18 protein-coding genes are annotated in these 24,524 nt (G+C 55.9%); 9 read left to right on the top strand and 9 right to left on the bottom strand.

Annotated features, from left to right (window positions below; all coding sequences use genetic code 11):
- Positions 1-68: 68 nt before the first annotated feature.
- Positions 69-1,205 carry a molecular chaperone DnaJ gene (gene dnaJ, locus ACGY09_RS07505; protein ID WP_397571064.1) on the top strand — a complete coding sequence of 379 codons (1,137 nt, stop codon included), beginning with the start codon at positions 69-71 and terminating at the stop codon, positions 1,203-1,205.
- Entirely contained in the window at positions 1,205-1,732 is a 528-nt protein-coding gene (locus tag ACGY09_RS07500) for a nucleotide exchange factor GrpE (RefSeq protein WP_397571063.1), read from the top strand. The genes dnaJ and ACGY09_RS07500 overlap by 1 nt, the downstream gene beginning before the upstream one ends.
- Before the next feature lie 643 nt (positions 1,733-2,375).
- On the opposite strand, the gene ACGY09_RS07495 is transcribed toward ACGY09_RS07500, so the two are convergent.
- Positions 2,376-3,089 carry a hypothetical protein gene (locus tag ACGY09_RS07495; protein ID WP_397571062.1) on the bottom strand — a complete coding sequence of 238 codons (714 nt, stop codon included), beginning with the start codon at positions 3,087-3,089 and terminating at the stop codon, positions 2,376-2,378.
- Positions 3,090-3,152: 63 nt separating this feature from the next.
- The gene (locus ACGY09_RS07490; protein ID WP_397571061.1) at positions 3,153-4,376 is read right to left on the bottom strand and encodes an inositol-3-phosphate synthase; all 1,224 of its coding nucleotides are present in this window, start codon (positions 4,374-4,376) and stop codon (positions 3,153-3,155) included.
- A gap of 472 nt (positions 4,377-4,848) precedes the next feature.
- On the opposite strand from ACGY09_RS07490, the gene ACGY09_RS07485 reads away from it, so the two are divergent.
- Entirely contained in the window at positions 4,849-5,754 is a 906-nt protein-coding gene (locus ACGY09_RS07485; RefSeq protein ID WP_397571060.1) for a MotA/TolQ/ExbB proton channel family protein, read from the top strand.
- Positions 5,755-5,871: 117 nt separating this feature from the next.
- On the opposite strand, the gene ACGY09_RS07480 is transcribed toward ACGY09_RS07485, so the two are convergent.
- Together ACGY09_RS07480 and ACGY09_RS07475 are read right to left on the bottom strand one after the other, a co-directional pair.
- Positions 5,872-6,435, bottom strand: a complete 564-nt coding sequence (locus ACGY09_RS07480; protein ID WP_397571059.1) for a cytochrome c oxidase subunit 3 — start codon at positions 6,433-6,435, stop codon at positions 5,872-5,874.
- A gap of 623 nt (positions 6,436-7,058) precedes the next feature.
- A complete protein-coding gene (locus ACGY09_RS07475; protein WP_373650904.1) occupies positions 7,059-7,733 on the bottom strand; it encodes a metal-dependent transcriptional regulator in 675 nt (224 codons plus the stop codon).
- A gap of 246 nt (positions 7,734-7,979) precedes the next feature.
- On the opposite strand from ACGY09_RS07475, the gene ACGY09_RS07470 reads away from it, so the two are divergent.
- The 3 genes from ACGY09_RS07470 (at position 7,980) to prmC (ending at position 10,755) form a co-directional block, all read left to right on the top strand.
- Positions 7,980-8,258, top strand: a complete 279-nt coding sequence (locus ACGY09_RS07470) for a type B 50S ribosomal protein L31 (protein ID WP_397571058.1) — start codon at positions 7,980-7,982, stop codon at positions 8,256-8,258.
- A 443-nt stretch (positions 8,259-8,701) separates the two neighbouring features.
- Positions 8,702-9,778 carry a peptide chain release factor 1 gene (gene prfA / locus ACGY09_RS07465; RefSeq protein ID WP_373650906.1) on the top strand — a complete coding sequence of 359 codons (1,077 nt, stop codon included), beginning with the start codon at positions 8,702-8,704 and terminating at the stop codon, positions 9,776-9,778.
- A gap of 80 nt (positions 9,779-9,858) precedes the next feature.
- Positions 9,859-10,755, top strand: a complete 897-nt coding sequence (gene prmC, locus ACGY09_RS07460) for a peptide chain release factor N(5)-glutamine methyltransferase (protein WP_397571057.1) — start codon at positions 9,859-9,861, stop codon at positions 10,753-10,755.
- Positions 10,756-11,004: 249 nt separating this feature from the next.
- Here the strand turns inward: prmC and ACGY09_RS07455 are convergent, their stop codons facing one another.
- Both ACGY09_RS07455 and ACGY09_RS07450 read right to left on the bottom strand, forming a co-directional pair.
- The gene (locus ACGY09_RS07455; RefSeq protein WP_397571056.1) at positions 11,005-14,163 is read right to left on the bottom strand and encodes an efflux RND transporter permease subunit; all 3,159 of its coding nucleotides are present in this window, start codon (positions 14,161-14,163) and stop codon (positions 11,005-11,007) included.
- 273 nt (positions 14,164-14,436) lie between these two features.
- On the bottom strand, positions 14,437-15,828 hold the full coding sequence (locus ACGY09_RS07450) for an efflux RND transporter periplasmic adaptor subunit (RefSeq protein WP_397571055.1): 1,392 nt from the start codon (positions 15,826-15,828) through the stop codon (positions 14,437-14,439).
- Positions 15,829-16,547: 719 nt separating this feature from the next.
- Between ACGY09_RS07450 and ACGY09_RS07445 the strand changes: the two genes are divergently transcribed.
- Entirely contained in the window at positions 16,548-18,089 is a 1,542-nt protein-coding gene (locus ACGY09_RS07445) for a hypothetical protein (protein WP_397571054.1), read from the top strand.
- 68 nt (positions 18,090-18,157) lie between these two features.
- On the opposite strand, the gene ACGY09_RS07440 is transcribed toward ACGY09_RS07445, so the two are convergent.
- A complete protein-coding gene (locus ACGY09_RS07440) occupies positions 18,158-18,514 on the bottom strand; it encodes a hypothetical protein (protein WP_397571053.1) in 357 nt (118 codons plus the stop codon).
- A 636-nt stretch (positions 18,515-19,150) separates the two neighbouring features.
- Here ACGY09_RS07440 and ACGY09_RS07435 point away from each other — a divergent pair.
- Positions 19,151-20,488: a PP2C family protein-serine/threonine phosphatase gene (locus ACGY09_RS07435; protein WP_397571052.1), complete on the top strand. Its 1,338-nt coding sequence runs from the start codon at positions 19,151-19,153 to the stop codon at positions 20,486-20,488.
- Positions 20,489-20,652: 164 nt separating this feature from the next.
- Here ACGY09_RS07435 and hisS read toward each other — a convergent pair whose 3' ends face one another.
- Together hisS and ACGY09_RS07425 are read right to left on the bottom strand one after the other, a co-directional pair.
- On the bottom strand, positions 20,653-21,969 hold the full coding sequence (gene hisS, locus ACGY09_RS07430) for a histidine--tRNA ligase (protein WP_397571051.1): 1,317 nt from the start codon (positions 21,967-21,969) through the stop codon (positions 20,653-20,655).
- A 216-nt stretch (positions 21,970-22,185) separates the two neighbouring features.
- Positions 22,186-22,629: a YkgJ family cysteine cluster protein gene (locus ACGY09_RS07425; RefSeq protein ID WP_373650913.1), complete on the bottom strand. Its 444-nt coding sequence runs from the start codon at positions 22,627-22,629 to the stop codon at positions 22,186-22,188.
- A gap of 525 nt (positions 22,630-23,154) precedes the next feature.
- On the opposite strand from ACGY09_RS07425, the gene ACGY09_RS07420 reads away from it, so the two are divergent.
- Complete coding sequence (locus ACGY09_RS07420) at positions 23,155-24,453, top strand: Gfo/Idh/MocA family protein (protein WP_373650914.1); 1,299 nt, start codon at positions 23,155-23,157, stop codon at positions 24,451-24,453.
- Positions 24,454-24,524: the final 71 nt, after the last annotated feature.

The following is a 24,524-nucleotide window of genomic DNA, read 5'->3' as shown; positions in this document are numbered from 1 at the left end:
GGTTCGTTGTGTATCTGGACAAAGACGAGTGCCGTTGTTGTCTAGCGCAGATTGGGAGTGTAGCCGTGATGGCGACGAAGCGCGATTACTATGAAGTGTTAGGTGTAGCCAAATCGGCCAGCGTTGAAGAAATCAAACGAGCCTACCGGAAACTCGCTGCGAAGCACCATCCGGACCGCAATCCTGGCGACGCAACGGCCGTCCAGACATTCAAGGAAGCGGCAGAGGCATTCGATGTTCTCAGCGACCCCGACAAGAAGGTGCGGTACGACCGCTATGGACACGCAGGTGTCGATGCGGGTGCCGGTGGCTTCCAGGACGTAGGGGACATTTTTGACGCCTTCGGGGATATGTTCAGTGATCTTTTCGGGGCGGGTGGCGGCGGACGTCGTGGTTCTGCAGGCCCGCGCGGTCGGAAAGGCGAGAGCCTTCAGACATCCTTGACGATCGAACTGCTGGATGCGGCCGTTGGATGCACTCGGGAAATTGAGATTGAAAAGCATGTGTCGTGTGTCACCTGCAACGGTTCGGGGGCCAAGCCAGGTACCCAGCCGCAGAAATGCGATTACTGTGACGGTCGTGGTCAGGTGATCCAGTCGCAAGGCTTCTTCCGAGTCCAGACGACGTGCCCCTCGTGCCGTGGTCGTGGGACGACCATCCGAGAAAAATGCACCGAATGCCATGGGCAGCGAGTCGTTGGACGTTCCAGCATGCTGGAAGTCAAGGTCCCCGCCGGGATCGACAACGGCATGCAGTTGTGTCTCCGAGGGGAAGGCGAAGCGGGAGAAAACGGAGGGCCCGCTGGCGACCTGTACATTGATATTCGTGTGAAAACCCATCCGCTGTTCAAGCGTGACGGACGCAATCTGATGTGTGAAGTGCCGATCACCTTCGCACAGGCGGCACTTGGTACTTCACTTGATATTCCGATTCTGACAGGGAAACATCATATCACCGTCCCTGCAGGGACCCAGCCAGGTGAAGTGTTTCGTCTGAAGAATCAGGGGATGCCCGATCCCCATGGAGGGATGCGGGGCGATTTGCTCGTAGAATTTCACGTGGAAGTTCCGAAAAAGCTCACTAAGAAACAGGAAGAACTGCTGCGGCAGCTTTCCGAACTCGACGATAAGCAGGTCTCTGCAAAGCGGAAAACCTTCTTCGATTCCGTGAAAGCTTTCTTCACCGTAAACGAGGATACTGAATAATGGCGGATGAGAAGCCTGAACTCGATCCAGTACAAACTCCTCCCGAAAGTGGTGCACCAACAGTGGCAGAACAACTTCAAGCAGCACTTGCGGAACGAGATCAATACAAAGAGAAGTGGACCCGCACTTTGGCGGATCTCGAAAACTTTCGTAAGCGGATCTATCGCGAGATGGACGACGAACGAAAGTATCAGTCGCTGCCATTGCTGAAGTCGCTGTTGCCGGTATTCGATGGTCTGGACCGTGCGGTCTTTGCGGCCTCGCAGTCGAAGAACTTTGACGATCTGCTCAACGGTCTCCTCATGACCATCAAGCAGATTGATGGTGCACTGGCGGGGCACGGAGCCAAAGCGATCGTAGCCGAAGGGCAGCCCTTCGATCCAAACCTGCATGAAGCGGTCAGCCAGGTCCCCTCCAAAGAGTTTGCCCCAATGACCGTGATCAACGACGTCGAACGGGGCTATACCTTGCATGACCGGGTTGTCCGCCCCAGCAAGGTCATCGTCAGCACGGCTGCGGCTGAGTGATTCGCACAGAGGAATCGTTTCCGTCGAGGCACGAAATGAAGAGCGACCGGTGAGCAGTGCTGCTTGCCGGTCGCTTGCATTTGTCGAACCCCGTCATCGATCATCGGAGACGAAGTCCCGCCGAACGTCGGTTCGGAATCGTCATCAGGTCGGGAGCCAAATGCATTCATATGGCTGTCGTACAGCGTTCTTTTCCTACCGCCGGCATGACGTGCGACGGCGATTCGCTGCTGCGGAACGAGCGACATCGGTACTTGAGGTGTTGAGCCCGGACCCCATCACGCTCCCTGCCGTCAAGTCTTCCAATTCTCGGGCGACGACCTTGATGAGAGACGCACATCAATCATGGTCTGCCAGGGAAGTCGCCTTCGTATTCCAGCAGAACTCGGAAGGATCGCTCCATACTCCTGGAAAGTGCTTGCCGGAGACAGGGAACGAATCTGAGCCAACCCAGGTGCGTCTCATGCCACAGTGGTAGCATCGTTTTCAGACCGACGCCGCTCGTCGATTGTCGTTCTGAACGAGCCGAGTGATCGTTGTATATGACCAATCTGCACACAGCTCATGTTGATCAGGTTGCCGCGATGGCATCGCAACGGGGGCGGTCTGTAAGTCTCGGCCCCGCATCTTCGCAGTCGGTGAACTAGAGAGGTTCCCAACTGATCCTGCACCAGGGCATCTGTTGCTGAAGTCGCCCAATCCCGGCTGAGGTTGTGGGCGTTCGTCGCAGAATCAAAGTCTTCAGGCGCTTTAGCCGAGTGAAGCCCGACAGTCCCGCGTCGTTGATTCTGGTGCGGGTTGCGTCAAAGTACGTCAGCGAATCAGGCAGGTCCTGAATTGCGGGGTTTGAGAACTGGGTTCTTGCAACGCACAGCCACTGTAACGTCTGATTTCGAAGGAACGGAAGGCGGGTCCGTGGGAGGGGCTCACTCGGGATATAGAGGGCGCTGGGGCGAACGCCCGTCAGCAAATCTTCGACTTGATGAATCGAGATCCTGGTCTCATACGATGAGATCGAGTCCAGAGAACCGATCTGCTTGACGATCTGAATTGCCTTTACAAGTTTATCGGGATCGGGCGAACGAAAAGTGACATCGCGAATTCGCCGGGAGTTCCATCGGGTCCAACCTCGTTTCAAACGGGCGGGAAGGGACGTCCCTGCAGTCGAAACGTCTCGCTGGAATTCGGCGCTGCAACACAGTTCCCGAAGCTTGTCCGCGAGAAATTGATGCTGGATGTCCAGGTAATATTGCCAGCCAACGAAGCTGGCCAGCAACACGAGGGCACCAGCGAGAGCGACTCGAGAACGAAAGTGGAACTGCGACAGGGGCCGATTCCAGAGGGCAGAGATCTGCATCGGAAACATAGCCTCCTGTCGCGAGTTCACATCAAGTCGCCAGTCAGCGGTGATGAACTTGCGCTAGTCTTCGAGATTCTCGTCGGTCACTCGTTCGACCCACCGCATCAGTTCCTGGAACTGATAGGCGAATGCCGGTTCATCAGTTCCCATGGGGCTCTTGAAAAAGGAGGCCAGGTGGGGAATGACGCCACTGCTTCCCCGGCGGGCTTCGCGTTCGGTCAGTCGAATCAGGTCAATCACCAGAGGTGCTGCCAGTAAGGAGTCACAGCCCTGCCAGGTGAATTGCAGTACCATGGGCGTGCCGAGGAAGCCCTGGAAGTGAATGTGATCCCACGCTGTTTTCCAATCTCCCATCGATTCGATGTATTCGATGGAAACCAGCGTTTGTGGTTTATAGCCAAGGATCTCTGTGAGCAGGTGATCCTTGGATTTCACCTTGTTGGCCTTGTTGATGGGGTCATCCAGGACTTTGCCGTCCAGATTTCCAAAGATGTTATGGCCCACCCAGCTCATCACTTTCAGATTGCGAGCGGCGAACATGGGTGCCAGGACGGCTTTCATCAGGGTCTCGCCCGTCTTCCCGTCACGGCCAACGTGCAGGACCTGCTGCTGGTGTGCGTATTCGTCGAGCCCTGGCAGATCAGAGCCGATTGAGGGGGTGAAGTTCACATAGTGAGCGCCACACTTCATTGCCGCGATGGCGTAAAGTGTGCTGGCCGGCAGCGGGCAGTCTCCTTTGGCTGCAAGGGATTTCTGGACGTCAGCCCACATCCACGACTTCACTTCTTCTTTAGGGGGCGGTTCTGTCGAAGAGACATTCACCACGACGACGCGATCGAGCTTGTTGCTGGCTTTGAATGTTTCAATGTCTTTTGCAAGGCGTGTCACAGCCTGGCTGGCGGTTTCTTTTTTCGTCTTGAGAGTGGCCGCACCGGCCAGGGATTCAATGCGGGAGCCCACGTTGAACAGCGTACCGGGACGGACGTTGGCGTCGAACTTTGCCAGTTGCGAAGCGATTCCGGCGAGTGTTTTCTCGTTGAAAACGTGAGATTTCTCGATCAGGTTCTGGGCTTCGGCCGAGTATGAAGTGTCACGAATTTCGTGGCCACCAATGACGATTTCATCCCAGTTGACCAGGTCAAGACCCGCGAACGGAGGAAGCGAGGTGACTAATCCTGTGGTGTCTGTCAGACCTTTTCGCAATGCTGCCAATCCGACAACAACGGTCGTGGCAACTCCCCCCCAGGCGCCGATCAACCAAACTCCGACTTTCCGCTTCGCCATGCCCTGAGCCTTCCTCTACGCAGTTTTGACCTGAACTTCGAATCCCTGACCCGAACTTTCAATCCGTCACTTTATCAGAGGGATTCGGGCATCGCGAGGCACACAAGCGTCTACCCCGATTACGGCGGAATAGTCCTGCTAATCAGTCGAGTTGAGGGCATCGCACTTTAACAAAGCGGCAAAGTCGATCTCTGGCATCGTGGGTTATCTGGCCCTCGGGTGTCGAAATGAATCGGGCAAGAACGCTCGAAGAAGTCCGATTCCGAACAATCGCGCACTTTTGATTTTGCTGATTGGTCCCTTTTCTGACGGGTGAGCGCGAGTCGAAGAAGACAGGAGAATCTCCGCAGGGAGTCCCATTGAGAATGGAATGATCCTGTGGCAATCTCTTCCCGGATGCATTCGGCATTTGGTTTTTCCGTCAAGTCAGTAGAATGCGTTCCATTCACGGCCTGATAAGGATGTTGTGACGATGACCCATCCCAATCCCAGACGAGACGGACCGATGTTCCCCTCCCCCATTGTGCGCAGTTCTCATCGTCCGGCCGGTAGACGCGGATTCACGCTTTGCCTGATGCTGGTCATCGTTTTGGGGGGGATCTGGAAACTGGCCTCCGCGCAGGACTCCGCCGAAGAGCCCGAGGAAAAGGGAACAACAGCAGCTGTCTGGTCGAATGAAGGTAAAATCCCCACCGAACCCTACGAAGTCTGGCTTGCGCTGGGGGCATTTCGCTTTCCCCTGGCCCTCACTTCGATCATCGTATTGTGGTTTACGATCGAACGGATGGTCGTACTTCGCCACGGTCGAGTTATTCCGAATCCCTTTGTGAAGCGATTCTTCGAGCACCTGAAATCAGGCAATCTCGAACCGAGAATGGCGATCAAGCTTTGCGAAGACAACGGCAGTCCGATCGCGCTGGTACTCGCCAACGGGTTGCGGAAATGGGGCAAAAGTAGTGTCGAAGTAGAGCAGGCCATCATTGATGGCGGGGAACGGCAGGTCAGTCAATTGCGAAAACATATTCGCATTCTGAATGGTGCTGCCACAATCGCTCCGCTCCTGGGACTTCTGGGAACTGTGGTGGGGATGATCGACTCGTTTAACCGCATCTCGCAAAGCGCGGCGATGGGCAAATCGGAAGCGCTGGCAAGCGGAATTGGATTGTCGTTGCTGACCACCGCGGCAGGACTCGGAATCGCCATTCCGTCGCTGATTATGTACATGTATTTCACCGGCCGGGTGGATTCGCTGGTGATCGAGATGGACGGGCTGGCTCAGGATCTCGTCGATATCATTTCTGCAGAAGGGCTTTCGGAACAGGCTCGTGCGGCGGCGAAAGCGAATTCGGCCAAAGCAGAATCGCGCCGCGCTGTATGACCGTGTGACATCGTCTTGAGGGCTTTAAAAGCGATTTTGGCGTATTCGTCTTTGGGAGGGCTGCCATTTCGGGCGGCCTCGCTGGCGGGCCACTGGCTCCCTGATTCGTGCATGGCTTCATTCATAGAGTCGCGCGATTGCCATTACGAACAGAATGACGATCCAGACAATTCCGAGAGCGTGCCAGAACCAGGCTGCAATCGTGACCCCCCAGTAGTACTCGTGGTCATACCGGTCGGCGTTAGCCTGCACAATGATGTAGCAGAGGAACAGCAACGCAATCATAAAGTGCATCGCATGCAACGCAGTGATGACAGCGACAAAAGAAGCCATGGCACTCGACGCTTCATCCCTGGTTCGGCTCTGTATCAGATAGTTTAAGGCGTATGCCTGGACCGATACGAACAACGCTCCTGTCGCGAGAGCCCACGAAAGGGAGCGACGAAACCGGATCTGACGTTCGCGCCGCACGGCCTCGATTGCACGGAGCAGAAATCCGCTTCCCACCATCAACAGCCACGTGCTCAGGATGAACGCCGACGAAAATCGGCTTGCACTTCCCGGCAGCTGTGGCGGAAACGCGTGGCAAAGCGCTAGCGAAACGACTGCGGCAACAGCCAGTGTTGACGTGGCCAACAGAAAAAAACGCAGGGCATAGACACTTTTGAGTTCCGCAGCCACTTGCTACCCCGACCGCAATTTGGAGTCATCGTAGAAAAGACGAGCGACAGTTCGGTCTCCTCTCAGCCGTGAACGATCGTAAAACAGTTCAGTTGCGGTGGATTGGTCGGGATTTCCAGTGACGTGAATTATTCCCCTCTCGCCGGGGGCCTGACAGACTTGCGCCCCATCCCCAAGGTGTCACGTTCATGGACTGGTTGAGGGAGTCCTCCTGATAACGAATCGGTCCTCTAACGAATCGGTCCTCTAACGAATCGGTCACCCATCGCTCACACAGCGGCCGTGGAAAAACGCAGGAATCGTCGTGAAGTGGTGTTATCTGCGGGTTACAACTGGCTCGGTGGTATTACACCGAGCCACCTACCATCAAACTTGCGTTTTGCGACAGTTCTATTTTCGCTGCAGAGATTCACAAGTTCAAACGAAATCACGAACTTTGAAGGTCAATCACTGCTTCCCGGTACGAACTTCCTGAATCAGCGAATGCATTCCGGTGGGAAGTGGTTGGGTCGTGGATCTCGGGTAGAAAGTCCGGCTGTGAGATGAACCGGCGGGTAGGAGGAACCTTCGCGGGGTTCCGGATGCTCTTGGCAGTTGTTCGATGGCAGGATCTCGGCCTGGAACTACTGATCCCCGACCCGTTCGACCAGGACGTGGCGGGCGGCCGGGTGCCCCAGCGTCACTTCGCGACCATCGATCACAGTGGTCACGATCCCGGCTTCGGGGCTGTTGAAGATCACGCGACATTCCTTGAGCAGGGAGAATCCCGAATCCCCCAGGAACCGCAAGAAGTCACTCCCCTGCTCGGTTACGCGGACGATGCGAATCGTGGCGCCGGACTCGATTGTGTCCAGCGGAATTGCGAGTTCAGAGTTGCCGCGCATGGCCCCATCGGCGGATGGGATCGGGTCTCCGTGGGGGTCGGCAACTGGATGTCCCAGGAATTCATCAATCCGGTCAACTAACCGGTCACTGACGGCATGCTCCATGTTTTCAGCTTCGGCGTGAACCTCGTCCCAGTTGAGATCCAGCGTTTTCACAAGAAACAGTTCAATCAAGCGGTGTCGCCGGAGAATCCGCAGGGCGATCTGGCGGCCGGTTTCCGTCAGCCGAACCCCTTCGTAGGGACGGTAATCGGCATGTCCCGTTTCTGACAGGGTTTTCAGCATGGCCGTGACCGTACCCGGCGCGACGGACATTGCAGTGGCGAGTTGACCTGTCGTCACCCAGTCGGAACCTGTTTTCAGGCCCGTCAGCAGGGTGGTTTTCAAATAGTTTTCGACCGTAAGTGTTGTCATGGACCGATTCTCGACGGAAATTAAGAGCCCTTCGTCGCAGCCCAGTTTGCGATAAAACCGAACATTTTGAAAGTGGCTGGACAAATGAGAATGAAAGCCTTGCGAGCATTGACGCCAATACTTACACTTCCAAGTCCCGTTGCGGTCGGAGCGAATTCCGCAATTCCGGTTCTGTTTTGAAAAAAAGATGCCCATCGATGTCGCGCGAACATCGGGCCGTCGTCACTTTGCAGGGTAGGTTGGATCATGAAAGAGGGCATTCATCCCGAGTATCGAGACGTGGTCTTTCAGGATACGTCGACGGGAGTTCAGGTTGTCATTGGGTCTACGATCAAGACTCAGAAGACGGTTGAGTTCGAAGGCCGAACCCTTCCCATGGTGACGGTGGACATCAGCTCTGCTTCGCACCCCTTCTTCACCGGCAAGCAGAAGTTCATCGACGCTGCGGGCCGCGTGGAAAAATTCCAGCGCAAATACAACTGGGGCAAGAAAGACGAAGGCACTGCCGAAGCTCCAAAAGAGTAGTTTGCTGCTGTCGGATCGGTCGACTCATCTCGTACAAGGGGTGGGTCGTACCGTAGGCTTTTGAGTTTCGCCGTCAATCTGATCCATTTTCTCGAGCGGCACGTCCCTCTTCCGGATGAAGTCGTGCTGCCGGTTGAGATTCATGTTCGAGACGATCTGGATTTCGCTGATCGTTCAGGGCTGATCGCCGTACTCCTCGGCTGCACCTGTTTCAGAGGGATGGTGATCGCCGCTCGGTCGAATTTTTGGCGTCGACGTGGTCTGCGTTCCCTCGCAAAGTTGGTCGCTCGCCGCCTCAGGCCCTCACTTGAGGGCAATTGCTGCATCGCAATCCAGAATGAGTTTGGCAGACGCAGGTTGCCCGTTTTTCTGCGGTCGTTCTGATCGGCTGCAAGAGACTGTGCTGCATTCCCTTTTGTTCCGTCAATAGTCGTACGGTCACCATGTTTCCCACGCTTCAGTCTAAATTGGCTCGCTACGAAGAACTGGAACGAATGCTCCAGGATCCTGAGGTGCTCGCCGATACGACTCAGATGCTCAATTGTCAGCGTGAGCATGGGGGACTGGCAAAAGTGGCCCGCTCAGTACGCGAGTTTAACTCACTGGAAGCGGAGCTTGCCTCCGTCCAGGAGATGGTCGAGACGGCGGACGACGATGAGACTCGCGAGTACGCACTGGCAGAGCAAACAGAGCTGCAAGCCAAGTACGACGTGCTTCGCACCGAACTCGAAGATATGGTGACAGCGGGCGATTCGTTGACCCGTGGCAGCCTGATCATGGAAATCCGGGCGGGGACAGGGGGGGACGAAGCGTCTCTGTTTGCCCGCGATCTGTTCGACATGTACACCAAGTTCGTCGAGAAACGGGGTTGGAAATTCGAAGTCCTCGAGCTCTCGGCCAATGAACTGGGGGGGATGAAGGAAGTCGTCCTGTCGATCACTGGTGAAGGAGCTTTCCACCAGTTGCAGTTCGAAAGTGGTGGTCATCGAGTCCAGCGCGTTCCCGAGACGGAAACACAGGGCCGCGTCCACACCAGTGCCGCGACCGTTGCGGTGATGGCCGAAGCGACTGACATTGATGTCGAGATTCGGGACGAAGATCTTCAGATTGACACCATGCGTGCCGGTGGTCCTGGCGGTCAGAAGGTGAATAAAACCGAATCGGCCGTGCGAATCACGCACGTTCCGACCGGGCTGGTGGTCAGGATTCAGGACGAAAAGAGTCAGCATAAGAACAAGGCCAAGGCCATGCGTGTGCTGCGCAGCCGACTGCTTGAACATCGACAGGCCATGGCCGACAAAGAGCGCTCTGATCAACGACGGACCTTGATCGGGTCTGGAGATCGAAGTGAGCGAATTCGGACGTATAATTTCCCGCAGAATCGACTGACCGATCACCGAATCAATCTGACGGTCCACAAGTTGGACCAGATTATTCAGGGTGATCTGGATGAAGTCGTGGGGGCATTAATTCAGTTCGACCGTGAAGAACGGCTTCGTGGCGGTAACGCACTCGGCTAGAATGATTGAGTCAGAACGTCAGGGCTTACTTGACGCCCGGGCTTGTTCTGCCGGGTGAGTGAAACTCAAGGACGAATTTAGTGACAACTGCTCCTTCCGAGTCGCCGTCTGCTTCGGAACAACCGTGGACGGTGCGTCGTGTACTCGAGTGGACCACGGCTCACCTCAAAAAACATGGCAGTGACACCCCGCGGCTGGATGCAGAAATCTTGCTCGCACATGCTCGTCACTGCCCTCGAATACAACTCTACACGCACTTCGATGATCCTCTCGACGAAGAAGTGCGAGGCGTCATGCGCGGACTGGTACAGCGACGCGCCAAAGCTGAACCAGTGGCCTACCTGGTGGGCGAGCGTGAATTCTTCAGCCTCAGTTTCCGAGTCACGTCTGATGTCCTGATCCCTCGACCCGATACCGAAACACTGGTCCTCGAAGTTCTGGATCTGGCGAAATCAATTGTATCGCCGCGAATTCTGGATCTGTGTACCGGATCGGGCTGTGTTGCGATTGCAGTGGCCAAGAACGCGAAAACATCCCGGCTGACTGCGGCGGATATCAGCGATAAGGCGATTGCGATCGCACGTGAAAATGCTGCTCGGCACAATGTCGACGACCGGATGGAGTTCGTTGAATCAGATCTGTTTCAGGGATTGCCCCCTGACTCGAAGTTCGACATCATCGCCAGTAACCCACCCTATATTCCGTCTGCGGAAATCGATCAACTCGATGCAGAGGTAGCCAAGCACGAGCCGAGACTCGCTCTGGATGGTGGTGCCGACGGGCTGGATGTGCTGCGAAAAATCATCGAAGCTGCCCCCCGTTTCGCGAAAGAAAATGCTCACCTGCTACTGGAGTTTACTCCCGAGCAGGCGGACGCGCTCACGGAAATTGTCGCGGCTCATGGGGGCTACGACGATATTCTGATTCGGAAGGACCTGGCCCTTCGACCCCGTATCCTTCGCGCCCGATTCCGTTGAGCAAATGATCGCGCGAGTCAATTCTCGCGGGGACGAATCAAGTCTACTGGTGCGGCAAGTCGCTGACTCTCACTTTGGCGGATGAGCCTTGCGCGAGGAGCCATCGGCTTTGAGCTGGTGTGCTGCACTTCCCTTATGCCCTTGCCGTAATCGGGCTTGGGCTGAAGGCGGGCGGCAACAGACTGCAAACAGGTCCCGAATGATCCTTGCGGCTAACGCCTGGGATCATTCGGGACCGGTCGCCTGACCTCAAGTCGCGTAACGCTTATCCGTCATCTTTCGAACGGATTCGAGCAGTCCGAACAGAATCGGCAAAATGAACAGGGTGAAGATCATGCTGCTCATCACGCCGCCGATCACGACGGTCGCCAACGGCCGCTGTACCTCAGCTCCAGATCCTTCACTGGTGGCCATCGGGACGAAGCCCACGCTGGCAACCAGTGCTGTCATGAGAATGGTTCGTAGACAACTAACTGAAATATCGACCACAGTCTGTGGCTTATCGCCGTGACCATGGCTGTGTTCATCGCCCGATCCGTGATGATCGTCCAGGTTCAGGGTCAGTTCGGGGTCTGGCGCCGTTCTCGCCGCACGCCATGCAGACGCAAGAATCATACTGCTGAGAACCGAGACCCCCGACAGGGTGATGAATCCGACCGCGGCCGAGATCGATAGTGGCATTTGTCGGTAGGCAAGCGAAAGCACTCCCCCCACGCAGGCAAACGGCACACTGGCGAATACGATGAATGTTTCTGGCAGACTGCGATACGTCAGGTACAGCAATCCCACGATCAAGCTTAGCGCCAGCGGCACGACGATCATCAGGCGCTGCTGGGCTCGCTGCATGTTTTCAAACTGTCCACCCCATTCGATTCGGAACTGTTCTTTGGGGAGATCGACTTTTTCCGCAATTGCTTTCTGGGCTTCTGCGACAAAGCTACCGACGTCACGACCACGGACGTTGGCCTGAATTGTGATACGGCGTTTGCCCCATTCACGAGTGATCATCTTAGGACCACTGAAACGTCGGATGTCCGCGACACGGGAGAGTGGAAGCTGCTCACCGCCGGGGCCGGAGAGCAGGATTCGCCCGATCACTTCAGGGTTCTCGCGATACTGGTCGGGAAGTCTTGCCACGAGAGGAAATCGCAATTGTCCTTCGACGACTTCACCAATCACTTTACTGCTGATCGATTCAACAACGTCGAGAACCTGTCGTGCCGAGATGCCGTAGCGGGCGATCTCGTCCTGTTCCAGCGCGATTCGCAGGATGGGCTGCCCTGCGACCTGTTCGATCGAAAGGTCGCTGCATCCGCGCACGGTACCGAGGACTGCCTGCAGTTCCTGGGCTTTGGGAATCAATGTCGAGAAATCGTCACCAAACAGCTTGAGAGCAATATCCGCGCGAACGCCGGAGACCATCTCGTTGATTCGTTGTTCGATTGGCTGAGTGAACCAGGTAATCTGGCCCTTCATCTGCTCCACTTCGGGCAGCATCAGGTCGACGAGTTCTGCCTGGGTTCTCGCTTTCTTCCACTCTTCACGTGGCTTCAGCGACACGAAGACGTCGGTGACTTCCACGCTACCTGCATCGGTTGCCACTTCCGGGGTACCGACGCGACTCCAGACATGTCGCACCTCGTCCGGGAATTTCTCGACGAGCAGCTTTTCGAGCTTCGTGTTCATTGCCGCAGACTCATCCAGGCTGGTTCCCGGGGCACGCAGCACCCCGATCACGATATCCCCTTCAGAGAGTCGCGGGACGAACTCGGTACCAAGGCCCATGGCCGTTTTGAGTGTGATCGCCAGAGCCACCCCGGCGGCGGCGAGCATGAGCCATTTGAACATCATCACCAGATTCAGGAATGGTCGGTACACCCACTGAGCGAATCGGACGATAAAGACTTCTTTCTCTTCAACGACGCGTGGCAGGAAGATGCTGGAGAGGACAGGCGTGAGTGTCAGAGAGAGGATCAGTGATCCAATCAGAATGAAGATCACGGTGATTGCCATCGGGCGGAACATCTTCCCTTCGACCCCCTCAAGGGTGAGGATCGGCAGATAGACGATCATGATGATCAACTGTCCGAAGACAGTGGGGATTCGCACTTCGGAGGCCGCATCTCGAATAATGGCGAGTCGCTCATCCGCGGAGCACGCCCCGCGATGCGCGAGGCGTTTAATGATGTTTTCGATCACCACGACGGAACTGTCGACGACGATACCGAAGTCGATGGCACCCAGACTCAGCAGCGACGCGGCGATCCCCATCGACCACATTCCGCAGAATCCGACGAGCATCGAGAGTGGGATGGCGACGGCGGCAATCAGGCCCGCACGCAGATTACCCAGCATCAGGAACAGCAGAATCACGACCAGGAACGCCCCTTCGAACAGGTTGTTCTTAACGGTCGCGATCACGCGGTTTACCAGTTCTGTGCGGTCATACACAATATCCATATGGAAGCCTTCTGGAAGAGTTTTTACGACTTCCAGAAAGCGTTCCCGCAGGCGGTTCGTGACCGCGTAACTGTTCTCGCCCATCAGCATGAAGCCAAGACCGAGGACGACTTCGCCTTTTCCGTTGGCGGTAACGATCCCTCGACGGAGTTCATGCGAGATCACCACTTCGGCGATGTCCCGGACGCGAATGGGGACACCGTCGACGGCGGTAATGACCATGGCACCAATCTGTTCCACATTGATCGTACGACCTACGCCGTGGACCAGCACCGAGTCACCTGCCTGCCGGATACTGCCGCCGCCGACGTTCAGGTTGTTTTCCCGGACCGCTTCCAGGACTTGCTCGAACTTCAGACCGTGTTTGACCAGCAATGTCGGATCAACTCGGACTTGGTACTGTTTCTTCAGTCCCCCCCACGAGTTGACTTCGGCGGTTCCGGGAACAGTTCGCATGACGGGCTTCACTTCCCAGTCATGCAAGGTCTTCATGGCAGTCAGATCCCCGTCGTCCGAGGTCATGATGTAGTGAAACACTTCACCCAGACCCGTTGACACGGGGCCCATCTCGGGCCGCCCAATGCCGGCGGGCAGTTCCACACCGTTCAACCGCTCGTTGATGAGTTGTCGAGCGAAGTAGACGCTCGTGCCGTCCTTGAAGGTGACGATGACTTGCGAGATCCCGAACTGAGAGACCGATCGCAGGTCTTCGAGCCCGGGTAGTCCACCGAGCGACATTTCCACAGGGAACGTCACCTGACGCTCCACTTCTTCCGGCACTAATGCTCCAGCCGCAGTATTGATCTGGACCTGGATGGGGGTGGTGTCCGGGAACGCGTCGACATTGAGCGCGTTGGCGGCAAGGTATCCCATCAGACAGATCATCACGGCGCCGAGCAGCACCATAATACGATGATTAAGAGACCAGGCGATGATGGACTGAAGCATTGGTTCAAACTACGTTAGAGATTGAGCTGCGCATCCACAGACGTTTTGCGACGTCAGCATTCAGGCCGATCATCACTGCTCAGGCTGTGACTTCCCGCCTCAGGGCGAAGTTTCAGGAGTGAGCAGAGACGGTTAAGCAAACCGGGATGCGACGATGCAATGTCACTCGACCGGAAGAGTTTAACATCGCATCGACGTGTATTCATGCCATTCAAGTCCGGAGCATCACGATTTTCCGCGACACCTGGCAACGAGGCGAATGATTCGCCGCGATCAGGGTGTGGAAGCGACGTGGTTCAGAATCCACTCGGACTTCAAGATATGCGTCCCTTGGCAAACGACTTCGAGATCGGGCCGCAGTTCGTCTGACTCGATTTGGACCAGGTCTCCCACTTGGGGGCCAAGTTTGACTTCGATCGCAACGAACGTCAGCGCATCGGTCTTGGCGAAAATCATCGGTTGTGCATCGGCGTGCAGAATCGCCGAACGGGGGACAACGAATGCTTCGGCCGACTCACGAATGACGATCGTCCCAATTCCGAAGGTTTGGGCTCGGAGCAGTCGGACTTCGTTCCCTGTTTCAGGGTCCGAAGAAACAATCGGGTTGTCAACTTCTGCCCGAATCCGCAGGGTTCGGGTCTTCTGATTCATCTCGGTATCAATCCAGGTAATCTTACTGTCGAGATCCTGATCAAGGCCATCGGGAAGAAAATGGACGACCTGTCCCAACACCAGTCGGTTCGCGTCTTCCTTGGGAACGTCGAGCTTGAGCCACATCCGACGCATGTCGGCGATTTCCAGCAGTGACTTTCCGATTTCCACCATTTCGCCAATAGCAAGATCATGATGCAGCAGTGTGCCATCGAACGCGGCCGTCAGGGGCAACAGGTTCGTTGTCGTCTGGGACGGATCAAGACTTTTGGCGATCGAATCAGGCAGGCCCAGGAAGTGCAACTTGGCAGAACGCTCTGCGTCTTTGAGTCCCTCAAAGTCTTCCTTCTTCAGGGCAAAACCCATATTGATCAAGGTTTGTTCGGTGTCCTGCAGGCGAATTTTCGCTTCTCGCAGGTTGACCCGCGCTTCGCGAATTTGTCGCTCTGGGACCGATGCAGAGGCCTTTTCCAGTGCTGCGAGAATCTCGGCCTTGGACTCTACATCGACGAGGTCGCTGAAGAACTCCGCTTTGGCACGTCCAACCTCAACGGCGTCAATGACGACCAGCACATCACCTTTGCGGATCGTGTCGCCAGGCTGTTTCAGCACCCGCCAGACTGTCCCCGAGACGCGAGACGAAAGAGCGGCGAACATCCTCTCGTCATAGGTGATAACGCCAGTCGTCTTAACCTTTTCGGTAACGGTACGCTGCTCAATGGGAACAGTTTTGATCCCGGATTGCTGAAGAGATTTTTCCGAAGGGAAAGAAACTTGCCATTCTTCGGCGTCTTCTTTCGTTTCCAGTTTTTCCCGAACCTCAGTTTCCTCGTGCTCGCTGTGAGGAGCGGCGTGAGCGCCGTAGCCGAATGACCAGTGCGTGCTGTGTCCGTAGTATGCCACTGCCAGCAAAATGAGCAACGTGCCGATATATCGTGCTCCGCCCCAAACCTTTTGAAAAAGAGTCTCTGGTTTGGGGTCTGCCCCCTTTTTGTGCGCCAATTCATCAGACACTTTATTCGAACTCCTCGGGAACGTAAGAGTCATCTGCGATCTGGCGAAATTTGCCGGCTCCTGCAAACAGAAAGACAAGTCGAAATGTCTTCTCTGTTTTGCCCGAGATCGGAGAACCTCACCTTACGACAGGTTAAGCAATGTTTGTGCCGCCTGCAATTCCGACCTGAAGGAACTGTAACAATGGGAACGGATGACAATCGATTTTGGATCTTTCGAAATTGCCGCAGAGATATGTATCTTCGCGTTAACAATCTATGGTAAAAAGCGTTGCGATTTTTTCGAGTTTTTTCTCGCTTTTTCCTGCCCATCTGAGACAGAAAGGCTGGGTAAGAATCAACCAATCAAGCGACGACGTCTTGTCGCCGCATTTTCGAGGTGGGCTCTGAATCCCGGGAGAATCCATGGGCTCCGCTTCGTCTATGTCGATGGAGACAGGAGGTGATAGCATTGCGGCGAATGCATTCCTGGACTGCTGCTTGTGCCTAGCGGCGTATGAGTCCGTCGAATGCAGATGAACCCCGGTCACCTCTGGATCTCGTCGAGAATGACGGATTGCTCGATATTGGACCTGAGCTGAAATGGGTGCAGACTCAGCTCGGAGCAGTGAACGTGGGAGGATTCCGATCCTAGGATCACTGGCTGAGCAACAGGATTGCCGCAGAGTGACAGTGTCGGCACGAGCGTAAATCCCTATGCAAGCAACTTGGATTCACCGAATGGTTCGTGATCTGCTGAGGCTCCTCTGCTGTGGGACATTGACTCTTTCCGGACTGGTCGGCTGTCAGCAGGAAGGTTCGCCTCAATCTCCTGCAGAGATGCCGAGAGCGTTAGCCGCTCCCCCCGCGGAAGCAATTCCGGCGAAAACAACGGCGACTGAACCACCGACGAAAACAGCGGACGATATCCTCGGAGAGGAAGCTCTCTCTCCGGTCGCATTGAATGGGCCTTCGGAGCTTCTGGTGCGCCCCGACGATCGCAGGCCTCAGCATGACGAAGCCAGCTTGGCCCAGGCAGGCATCCACCTGTTTGAGTCAAAAAGGTTGAAGCTCTTTACGGATGTTCCTGCGGCAGAAGCCGAGCCTCTCCCGCAGCTGGTGGACCAACTTTACGATGAGCTGGAGCAGTACTTCGGCCCGTTACCTCCCGATCGGCAGGGATCGTCATTCCAGATGACCGGTTACCTGGTGAACGATCTGGAATTATTTCGAAGTCAGGGACTGTTGCCTGAGGAATTCACTTTCGACCATGGCGTACAGCGAAGAAATGAGTTTTGGGTCCGCGATCAGGATCTCGACTATTACCGGCGTCATCTCGTGCTGCACGAGGCAACACACTGTTTCATGAATTACATGCCAGACGTGGATGCACCCCTCTGGTACATGGAAGGAATGGCCGAATACTTTGCCACTCACCGTATCGGGGAATCAGGGGCGCAGTTTCGTGTCATGCCGACTTCAGCTCGCGATTTTGCAGGCTTCGGACGAATGGGGATCATTCGGCGCGACGTCGCGACAAAGTTGACTCCGCCGATTCCGTCGATCGCGTCACTTGAGCCGGCGGTGTTTAAGACTGCTGATCCCTACGCCTGGTCCTGGGCGCTGTGTGCCTTTCTCGATGGGACGCCGCGGTACCGAAATCAATTCCAGAAGCTGGGGCAGGCGACACGGGGTGGAAAGTTCGAGCAAGAATTTCGTAACTCGTTTCCGGACGAGGACCGCGAGCTGGCTACGGGGTGGCAACTGTTTCTGATTCATGCACGATACGGATACGACTTCGAGCATGCGGCGATTGATTTCCAGCCTGGGGAACCCCTGTCTTTGAGTCGTCCAGAGGCCTCGATCTCGATCAGTGCACAACGTGGCTGGCAGTCCAGTCGTGTTCTCCTCGAAGCGGGAAAGACGTACGAGATATCAGCGACAGGACGATTCACGCTGAAAGCGGCGACCGGAGATACCCGGGCGTGGGAAAGTGACCCACAGGGAATTTCATTCCGGTATGTTGATGGCCTGCCGATGGGAACGCTGGTGGGATGTCTTCGGACCGAAACTGGGCCTGCCGGAGGATCTGACGACGCAATGCTGCAGACCATCCGGATCGGAAATCAGCGGACGTTTCAGGCACCCGTCACGGGAACCTTCTACTTGCGTCTGAACGATGACTGGAACTCGTTCTTCGACAATTCCGGCGAAGTTCAAGTGACACTTCGTGAAGTCCGATCTGTAGGACCGGTTGAAAGCGACACGCAACCGGGAAACTGAATTACGACGTTGCAGATCGCCCAGGGAAGTACCTTTTCGGAATCTCTCCGGTAGAGGTCTCGTCGAGATTACTTATGACGAGTTTTTGGCCTTGGTCGAAGGATCAACGTCGCGATGGCAATTCCTGCCAGCAAAGGGATGATGATTCGAATGTCGACTCGCTTACCCGTCAGCAGGAGCGCCAGTCCGACGAACGCGATGACGTTGAACCAGGAGGCTTCGCCCAGGCTTCGGTTTCGAGCAATCGCCGGCAAGGCCATCCACAATGCCCCCATCACCAAGCCAACTTTTAAGCAGGCACCGGTCCAGATGTTCTGAGTCCCGGTGAATACCCAGAGGATCCCTGCGCCCCCCAGCATGACAACCGCGATCACACCGACCAGATTGCGATTGATGACCACGGACTTCGATGACGACGGATTCAACGCTCGCCGCTCCTGTTGAGAACGTGTTGGGTGAGATGGGCCCACACAGAGTTCTCCTCGGGGAATATTGCTCAATTCGGACAACGAACGAGATACTGTAATAAATCCCCCCTTTCCGATCGACGTGAGATTGCAAGAGGCCTTGCCGCGGCGATTTTCAGGACATTGTGGTTTTCAGGACATTGTGTCTGCAATCTTTAGGTCGATCTGGTGACGGGACGAGGTGCCACAATCAGCGATCATCCAATCTGAGTGCACCTCGGAAACGTCCTGGGAACTTCGAACGGTTGGAAGGAATGGGCAAGACTGGCATTTCGGCTACTTCAATTCTCTTAATAAGCAGTTTCGTTGAAGCGTCAGGGATGCTACGATTTACGAATTGCCACACAACTGTTCAGCTGGTTGGGATATGAACGTCACCGGGACGAACAGTCCTGTGATTCCGATCACTTCGAGGGAGTGAGGTCAGTCGGATATGGGTGTTTTACCGCAGAGTCCTGGCCGGTACGGGAGCGATGAGGCGTCAGGGACCCATGGGCGGAAACCGATGGCAGTACAACCCCCGGTTTGTCGAGCAATCGCTCGCGGGACGGGGATCGAATTGAAGATGCGAGCGTTCCACGATTAGGGTTCATCATGCTCTGGGAGCAACGAGTCCGTTATGCGGCGCAAACCGACATCGGTTTTCGGCGTAAGAATAACCAGGATTCCTGCGCGGTGGCCCTGTGTTCGCTCAAAGAGGAATGGGAAGAAGGTGGGCATCTTTTCGTCGTGGCTGACGGAATGGGGGGCCATGCCGTCGGAGAACTGGCCAGCAAGATCGCCACCGATACGATTCCTCACATGTTTGCCAAATTGCGAGGACGGCCTCCCGCAGTCGCTCTGAAAATCGCGATTGAAGAAGCCAACGACGTCATCAATGAGCGTGGTTCGCAAAACCATGATTTCATGCGGATGGGGACCACCTGTTCCACACTGGTCCTTTGTCCGCAAGGGGCTATCATCGGTCATGTCGGGGACAGCCGAGTCTATCGGATACGCAATTCGCAGATCGACCAGTTAACCTCGGACCATAGCCTGCTCTGGGAGATGATTCAGTCTCGCAAGCTGAACCAGAAAGATGCAGAGAGGCTTTGTCCCCGAAACGTCATCACGCGATCACTTGGGCCTGAGCCAAATGTCGATGTCGATATCGAGGGGCCATTTCCAGTTGAGCCAGGGGACATTTTCCTGCTTTGCTCAGATGGACTTTCCGGACTGCTCAGCGATTCCGAAATCGGGATGATCGCGGGGACAGTTCCCCCCAACGAAGCCTGTCGGCTGCTCGTCAACCTCTCCAACCTGCGCGGTGGCCCGGATAACATCACTGTGATCATCGTCCATACCGGGGATCTCCCCGAGGGTGTGGATGTTGTCTATGAACGACCTGTGCCCCCTTCCCGGTTTGAAGGGCTGAGCTGGGGTGGGTTTGCCCTGATGTGCGTGTTCGCCGCGCTGTTCCTCGTGGGTCTTTATTTCTTTGAGCTGGATAAAGAGCGGCGGTTACAAGGAGGGGCCATCCTCGCAACTGCCGCGCTGGCGGGGATTGCTTACTGGACGTGGCATCGCAGTCGCCATTTCAAAAACGGATCTGACTACGCCCCGAATTCAGCCGTGGATCGCCGGCCCTATCGTGAAGCACCCGCGCGCATTACAGATGCGTTTGTAGAACAAATCACGCACCTCGAAGCGGATCTTCAGCAGGCTGCGATTGAAGACCACTGGCCCGTCGACTGGCCCAGCTACGAAGAAGCCTTTCGTCGTGCACGCGATGCGGTAGAGAAGCGACTCTTTACTCGTGCACTGGTCGAGTACGGGCGACTGTTTGACTTGTTGATGGCAGCGATTCAACAGCAGAGAAAACTGCAGCTCAAGGAACAGCGGCCAAAAAAAGGGAGCGGTCCTTCGATCTCGACGATTAAGGATGCAACCTGACTTGGAAAGTGACCCTATCGGCTCACTCACAATCTTGCGGCTCTTCAATTCGGTTGCGGATGGGTTCCAGTCAACTGTCGTCCGTAGCGCAACCCGGTTGTTGCGGGAGCAACTCAACCGGGATTGCGATTGCGATTCGTGACGCCTGGACGTTTCCTCGGCGACTATGTCGCGGAGAGGATTGATTGAAGGGATGCGATGAGGTTGCCTTCTTCGACCGTGGTCGATGTTCCCGCTTTGAGATCCTTGATCTGCCAGACCCCTTTGGCGAACTCATCGGATCCGGCAATCAGAGCAACCCGGAATCCTTTTTTATCCGCGTACTGAAGCTGCTTTCCGAGTTTTTTCGTTTCCGGATAAACTTCGGTACTAATGCCAGCGGCCCGCAGCAGGCGTGCAACTCGCAGGTAGTCTCCCAGTCGTTCATCATCAAACTGCGTGATCAGGACAGGAGCGGGTGTCGTCTGCGTTCCCAGGAGTTTGAGTTCCTCCATCGCGGCGATCAGGCGGTCCAGTCCCAGGCTGGCACCAACCCCGGGGAGACGTTCCTTGGTGAACAGTCCCGCCAGATTGTCGTAGCGACCCCCGGAGCAGATGCTGCCAATCGAAGGGAGATCGGTCAGGAAGGTCTCGTAGATGGTCCCGGTATAATAATCCAGACCCCGAGCGATGGAGACATCCAGCGCCATTCGATCCTGGGGAATTCCAGCCGTTGCGGCGGCATCGAAGAGCTGACGGAGCCGTTTCACGCCCTGCATGACCTGTTCGTTGTCTGCATAGGTGGTGGCCAGGAACGCCAAGTCAGTCTGCGGCCCGACCGTCAAGAGCACCTGCTTTGCCTGATCGGGAGTGGTTCCCACCTTCTCGACCATTTCAGCGATCACATTGTCCTGTCCAATCTTCGGCAGTTTGTCGATCGCTCGCAGCACTCCGACCGTCTTGTCAGTCAGACCCAACGCGGCGAGAACGCCGTTCAGAATGAGACGGTTGTTGACGCGAATCGTAAATCGTTCAAAGCCGAGTGCCACGAGCAGGTCATGGATCACTAGCAGGGTCTCGATGTCTGCCGCGTTGGAATCGGTGCCGATCGTGTCGAAGTCACACTGGACGAATTCGCGGTAACGACCTCGCTGGGTGTTCTCTCCACGCCAGACAGGCGCAATGTGGTAACGCTTGAAGGGAGTCCCCAGCGTCGAGGAATGTTGAGCGGCGAAGCGCGCCAGGGGGACGGTCAGGTCGAACCGCATGGCGACGTCTCGATCTCCCCCGTCTTTGAAGCGGAAGAGCTGTTTATCGGATTCTTCCCCCCCCTTTCCCGTCAGGATCTCGGCATATTCGAGGGCAGGAGTATCGATCGGGCTGAAGCCGTAGCTGCGAAAGACACGCCGGGCCGTTTCCATCAGCCGTTCGCGTACCAGCATGACTTCAGGCAGAAAATCGCGGAATCCTCGCAGGGTACGTGGTTCAATCAATTGGGACACGGTGGCTTCCATTCAATGTAGCGTCTGACGACGAGGACAGGGTAACCGAGGGGATGGTCTTGCTGATTGGACGAATCAATGTCTCTCGACCATGCAGGTCATCAATTCGGATTCTACTGGGGAATAATGCAACCCGCCGGCTGAGACGAAGGCGGAATCGGGAGTGGGCTGACCGGTGCCACCACGTGACGGCTTGCGGCTTTACAGACCCCGAACCTAAGTACTGAGGACCGGAAGTGTGGGCAGGTCCGGCACTCCGGCTTTCTTGCGAGGCTGCGGTTTCGGAGGAAGAACCGCTTCTGCATATTCCCACAACTGATCGGGGGATTCGAAGTATTTGTCGTAGCACCCGTTGTTGTCATACTCGCAGTTGTCGGTGGAGTACGCCCGGCAGATTTCGGGGCGAGTGTGATAGATTCCGCAGCGCTGGTCAGGAAGCAGGTTCTGGCAGTCTCCGTAGACGAGCAGATACCAGGTTCCCCCATCGACGAAGATCGCGGTCCGTCCGTGCATGACGTACCAACGCATGTGATCGAAGTCCTCCCAGGTCGTCGGGGTTTCGATGGGTAACGCGAAATACCGGCAGCAGCGTGCAGTGCAATATGTGCACAGCACCTCGCCCGGTTTTAGATCGCTGCGACGGACTTTCACTTTCGGCATGGTTGATCCTCTTCGAACAACCCAGGAGTCTCATTTCTCCCGGGACTTGAGAAATCAGTGTAGCTGGTCGATGAAATCGATGGTATCGATCAGAAATCCAAGTCGAGAACAAGAATCGATGAGTGCGAAATTGCGTCGGGACTGAACGTCTTGATCCCTATTCCCTGTCGGCGCGTGCACCTGCTGCGAAACAACTGTCGGCACTGCAAGTTAGCGAGTCTCTGTCCTGTTTGAGCTGGCGGGCCGGCAATATTGAACGCAGTCCGGTACCGCATTTCGCGTTGTTTTGAGGAATCGAACGGTTTGTAAGTGATCATCAGGACTTGCTGAGTTCAGTTTCCACTCAGGTGGTGATTACCGAAAAAACTCCGACAGATTGCTCGCATCGAGCGTAATCGATGTTGTAGCATTCGTTGCGGTGCTTCTTGAATTGCGTACCTGTTTGGCGCCAGATCAAGTGAATTGCCAGTTCCGCGATGGCGGAATGTGGTTTGTGATTTCGGAAAATTTTGGAAAGAGCATTCGATGAGCGATCAATTTTCGACGGGATCAACGTCGCGACGGAGCTTCCTCAAGGGAAGCACAGCAGTGGCTGGAGCCCTGGGAATGAACCTTGGACTCAATTCCGGTCTGTTTGCCGCGGGAAGTGACCAGCTGAAGGTCGGTCTGGTCGGCTGTGGTGGTCGCGGAACGGGTGCGGCCGGTGAGGCTCTGCAGGCCGATTCCCAATCGAAGCTCGTCGCTGTTGCGGACCTCAGCAAAGACGCGATCGAAGCCAGCTTGGGCAATCTCAAGGTCAACAAGCGAATCGAACAGCAGGTCGCGGTCGACGATGCGCACAAATTTGTCGGTCTGGACGCCTACAAGAACGTCATCGAAACGTGCGATGTGGTTTTGCTCGCCTCGCCACCAGGTTTCCGCCCCGCTCATCTGCGTGCCGCGGTCGAAGCAGGCAAGCATATTTTCACCGAAAAGCCCATGGCGACCGATGCCCCGGGCGTGCGATCGGTGATGGAGTCGGTTCGCATCGCCAAAGAAAAGAACCTGGCGGTCGTCGCCGGTTTCTGCTGGCGCTATGACTACGCACGGCGCGAGCTGTTCCAGCGAATCCACGATGGACAGATCGGTGATGTCCTGGCAGTCTACGGGACCTACCTCACCAGCCCTGTCAAGCCGATGCCACCCGCCAGCACACGGCCAGAAGGCATCACCGATTTGGAGTGGATGGTTCGCAACTGGTATAACTTCACGTTCCTGTCGGGGGACGGACTGGTTGAACAGGCCATTCATACGGTGGACTGGCTGCAATGGGCGATGAAGGACGAAGCCCCGATGAGCTGTACGGCGGTCGGTGGACGCCAGGTTCCCGCTCATGGTGGTAACATCTTCGACCATATCGAAGTCAACTACGAATGGGCCAACGGAGCTCGCGGGTTTATGGCACAGCGGCAGATCGCCGGCTGCCATAACGAAAACAGCCTGCACGTGATGGGAACGAAGGGTTCCGCCTACATCAAGGGTGGTGTGGAAATCACCGGCGCCAATCCCTGGAAGTACAGTGGTCCTAACTCCAACATGTACCAGGTCGAGCACGATGAATTTTTCGATTCGATCCGAACCGGAAAGCACATCAACAATGGCGACCGGATGGTGACCAGCACGCTGGCTGGGATCATGGGGCGCATGGCAGGCTACACCGGTAAGCAGGTGACCTGGGAGATGGCACTCAACTCGAAACAAGTGCTCATCCCCGAAATCACCGGCTGGGATACTAAAGTGGACGTACCACCGCTGGCTCGGCCCGGCGTCACTCCGTTCATCTGATCTGATCTGATCTGGACGGCGGCAAAGGAAGAATTGAGAAGCTGCGTGGTCACGGTTGATCACGCAGCTTT

It is taken from the genome of Schlesneria sphaerica (assembly GCF_044336245.1).
In the GTDB taxonomy this organism is placed as follows: domain Bacteria; phylum Planctomycetota; class Planctomycetia; order Planctomycetales; family Planctomycetaceae; genus Schlesneria; species Schlesneria sphaerica.
This window is presented reverse-complemented; position numbering and strand designations above follow the sequence as displayed.

Coding starts and splice junctions, on each gene's coding strand:
- dnaJ (WP_397571064.1), top strand. CDS start 69: ATGGCGACGAAGCGCGATTACTATGAAGTGTTAGGTGTAGCCAAATCG.
- ACGY09_RS07500 (WP_397571063.1), top strand. CDS start 1,205: ATGGCGGATGAGAAGCCTGAACTCGATCCAGTACAAACTCCTCCCGAA.
- ACGY09_RS07495 (WP_397571062.1), bottom strand. CDS start 3,089: ATGCAGATCTCTGCCCTCTGGAATCGGCCCCTGTCGCAGTTCCACTTT.
- ACGY09_RS07490 (WP_397571061.1), bottom strand. CDS start 4,376: ATGGCGAAGCGGAAAGTCGGAGTTTGGTTGATCGGCGCCTGGGGGGGA.
- ACGY09_RS07485 (WP_397571060.1), top strand. CDS start 4,849: ATGACCCATCCCAATCCCAGACGAGACGGACCGATGTTCCCCTCCCCC.
- ACGY09_RS07475 (WP_373650904.1), bottom strand. CDS start 7,733: ATGACAACACTTACGGTCGAAAACTATTTGAAAACCACCCTGCTGACG.
- ACGY09_RS07470 (WP_397571058.1), top strand. CDS start 7,980: ATGAAAGAGGGCATTCATCCCGAGTATCGAGACGTGGTCTTTCAGGAT.
- prfA (WP_373650906.1), top strand. CDS start 8,702: ATGTTTCCCACGCTTCAGTCTAAATTGGCTCGCTACGAAGAACTGGAA.
- ACGY09_RS07455 (WP_397571056.1), bottom strand. CDS start 14,163: ATGCTTCAGTCCATCATCGCCTGGTCTCTTAATCATCGTATTATGGTG.
- ACGY09_RS07445 (WP_397571054.1), top strand. CDS start 16,548: ATGGTTCGTGATCTGCTGAGGCTCCTCTGCTGTGGGACATTGACTCTT.
- ACGY09_RS07435 (WP_397571052.1), top strand. CDS start 19,151: ATGCTCTGGGAGCAACGAGTCCGTTATGCGGCGCAAACCGACATCGGT.
- ACGY09_RS07425 (WP_373650913.1), bottom strand. CDS start 22,629: ATGCCGAAAGTGAAAGTCCGTCGCAGCGATCTAAAACCGGGCGAGGTG.
- ACGY09_RS07420 (WP_373650914.1), top strand. CDS start 23,155: ATGAGCGATCAATTTTCGACGGGATCAACGTCGCGACGGAGCTTCCTC.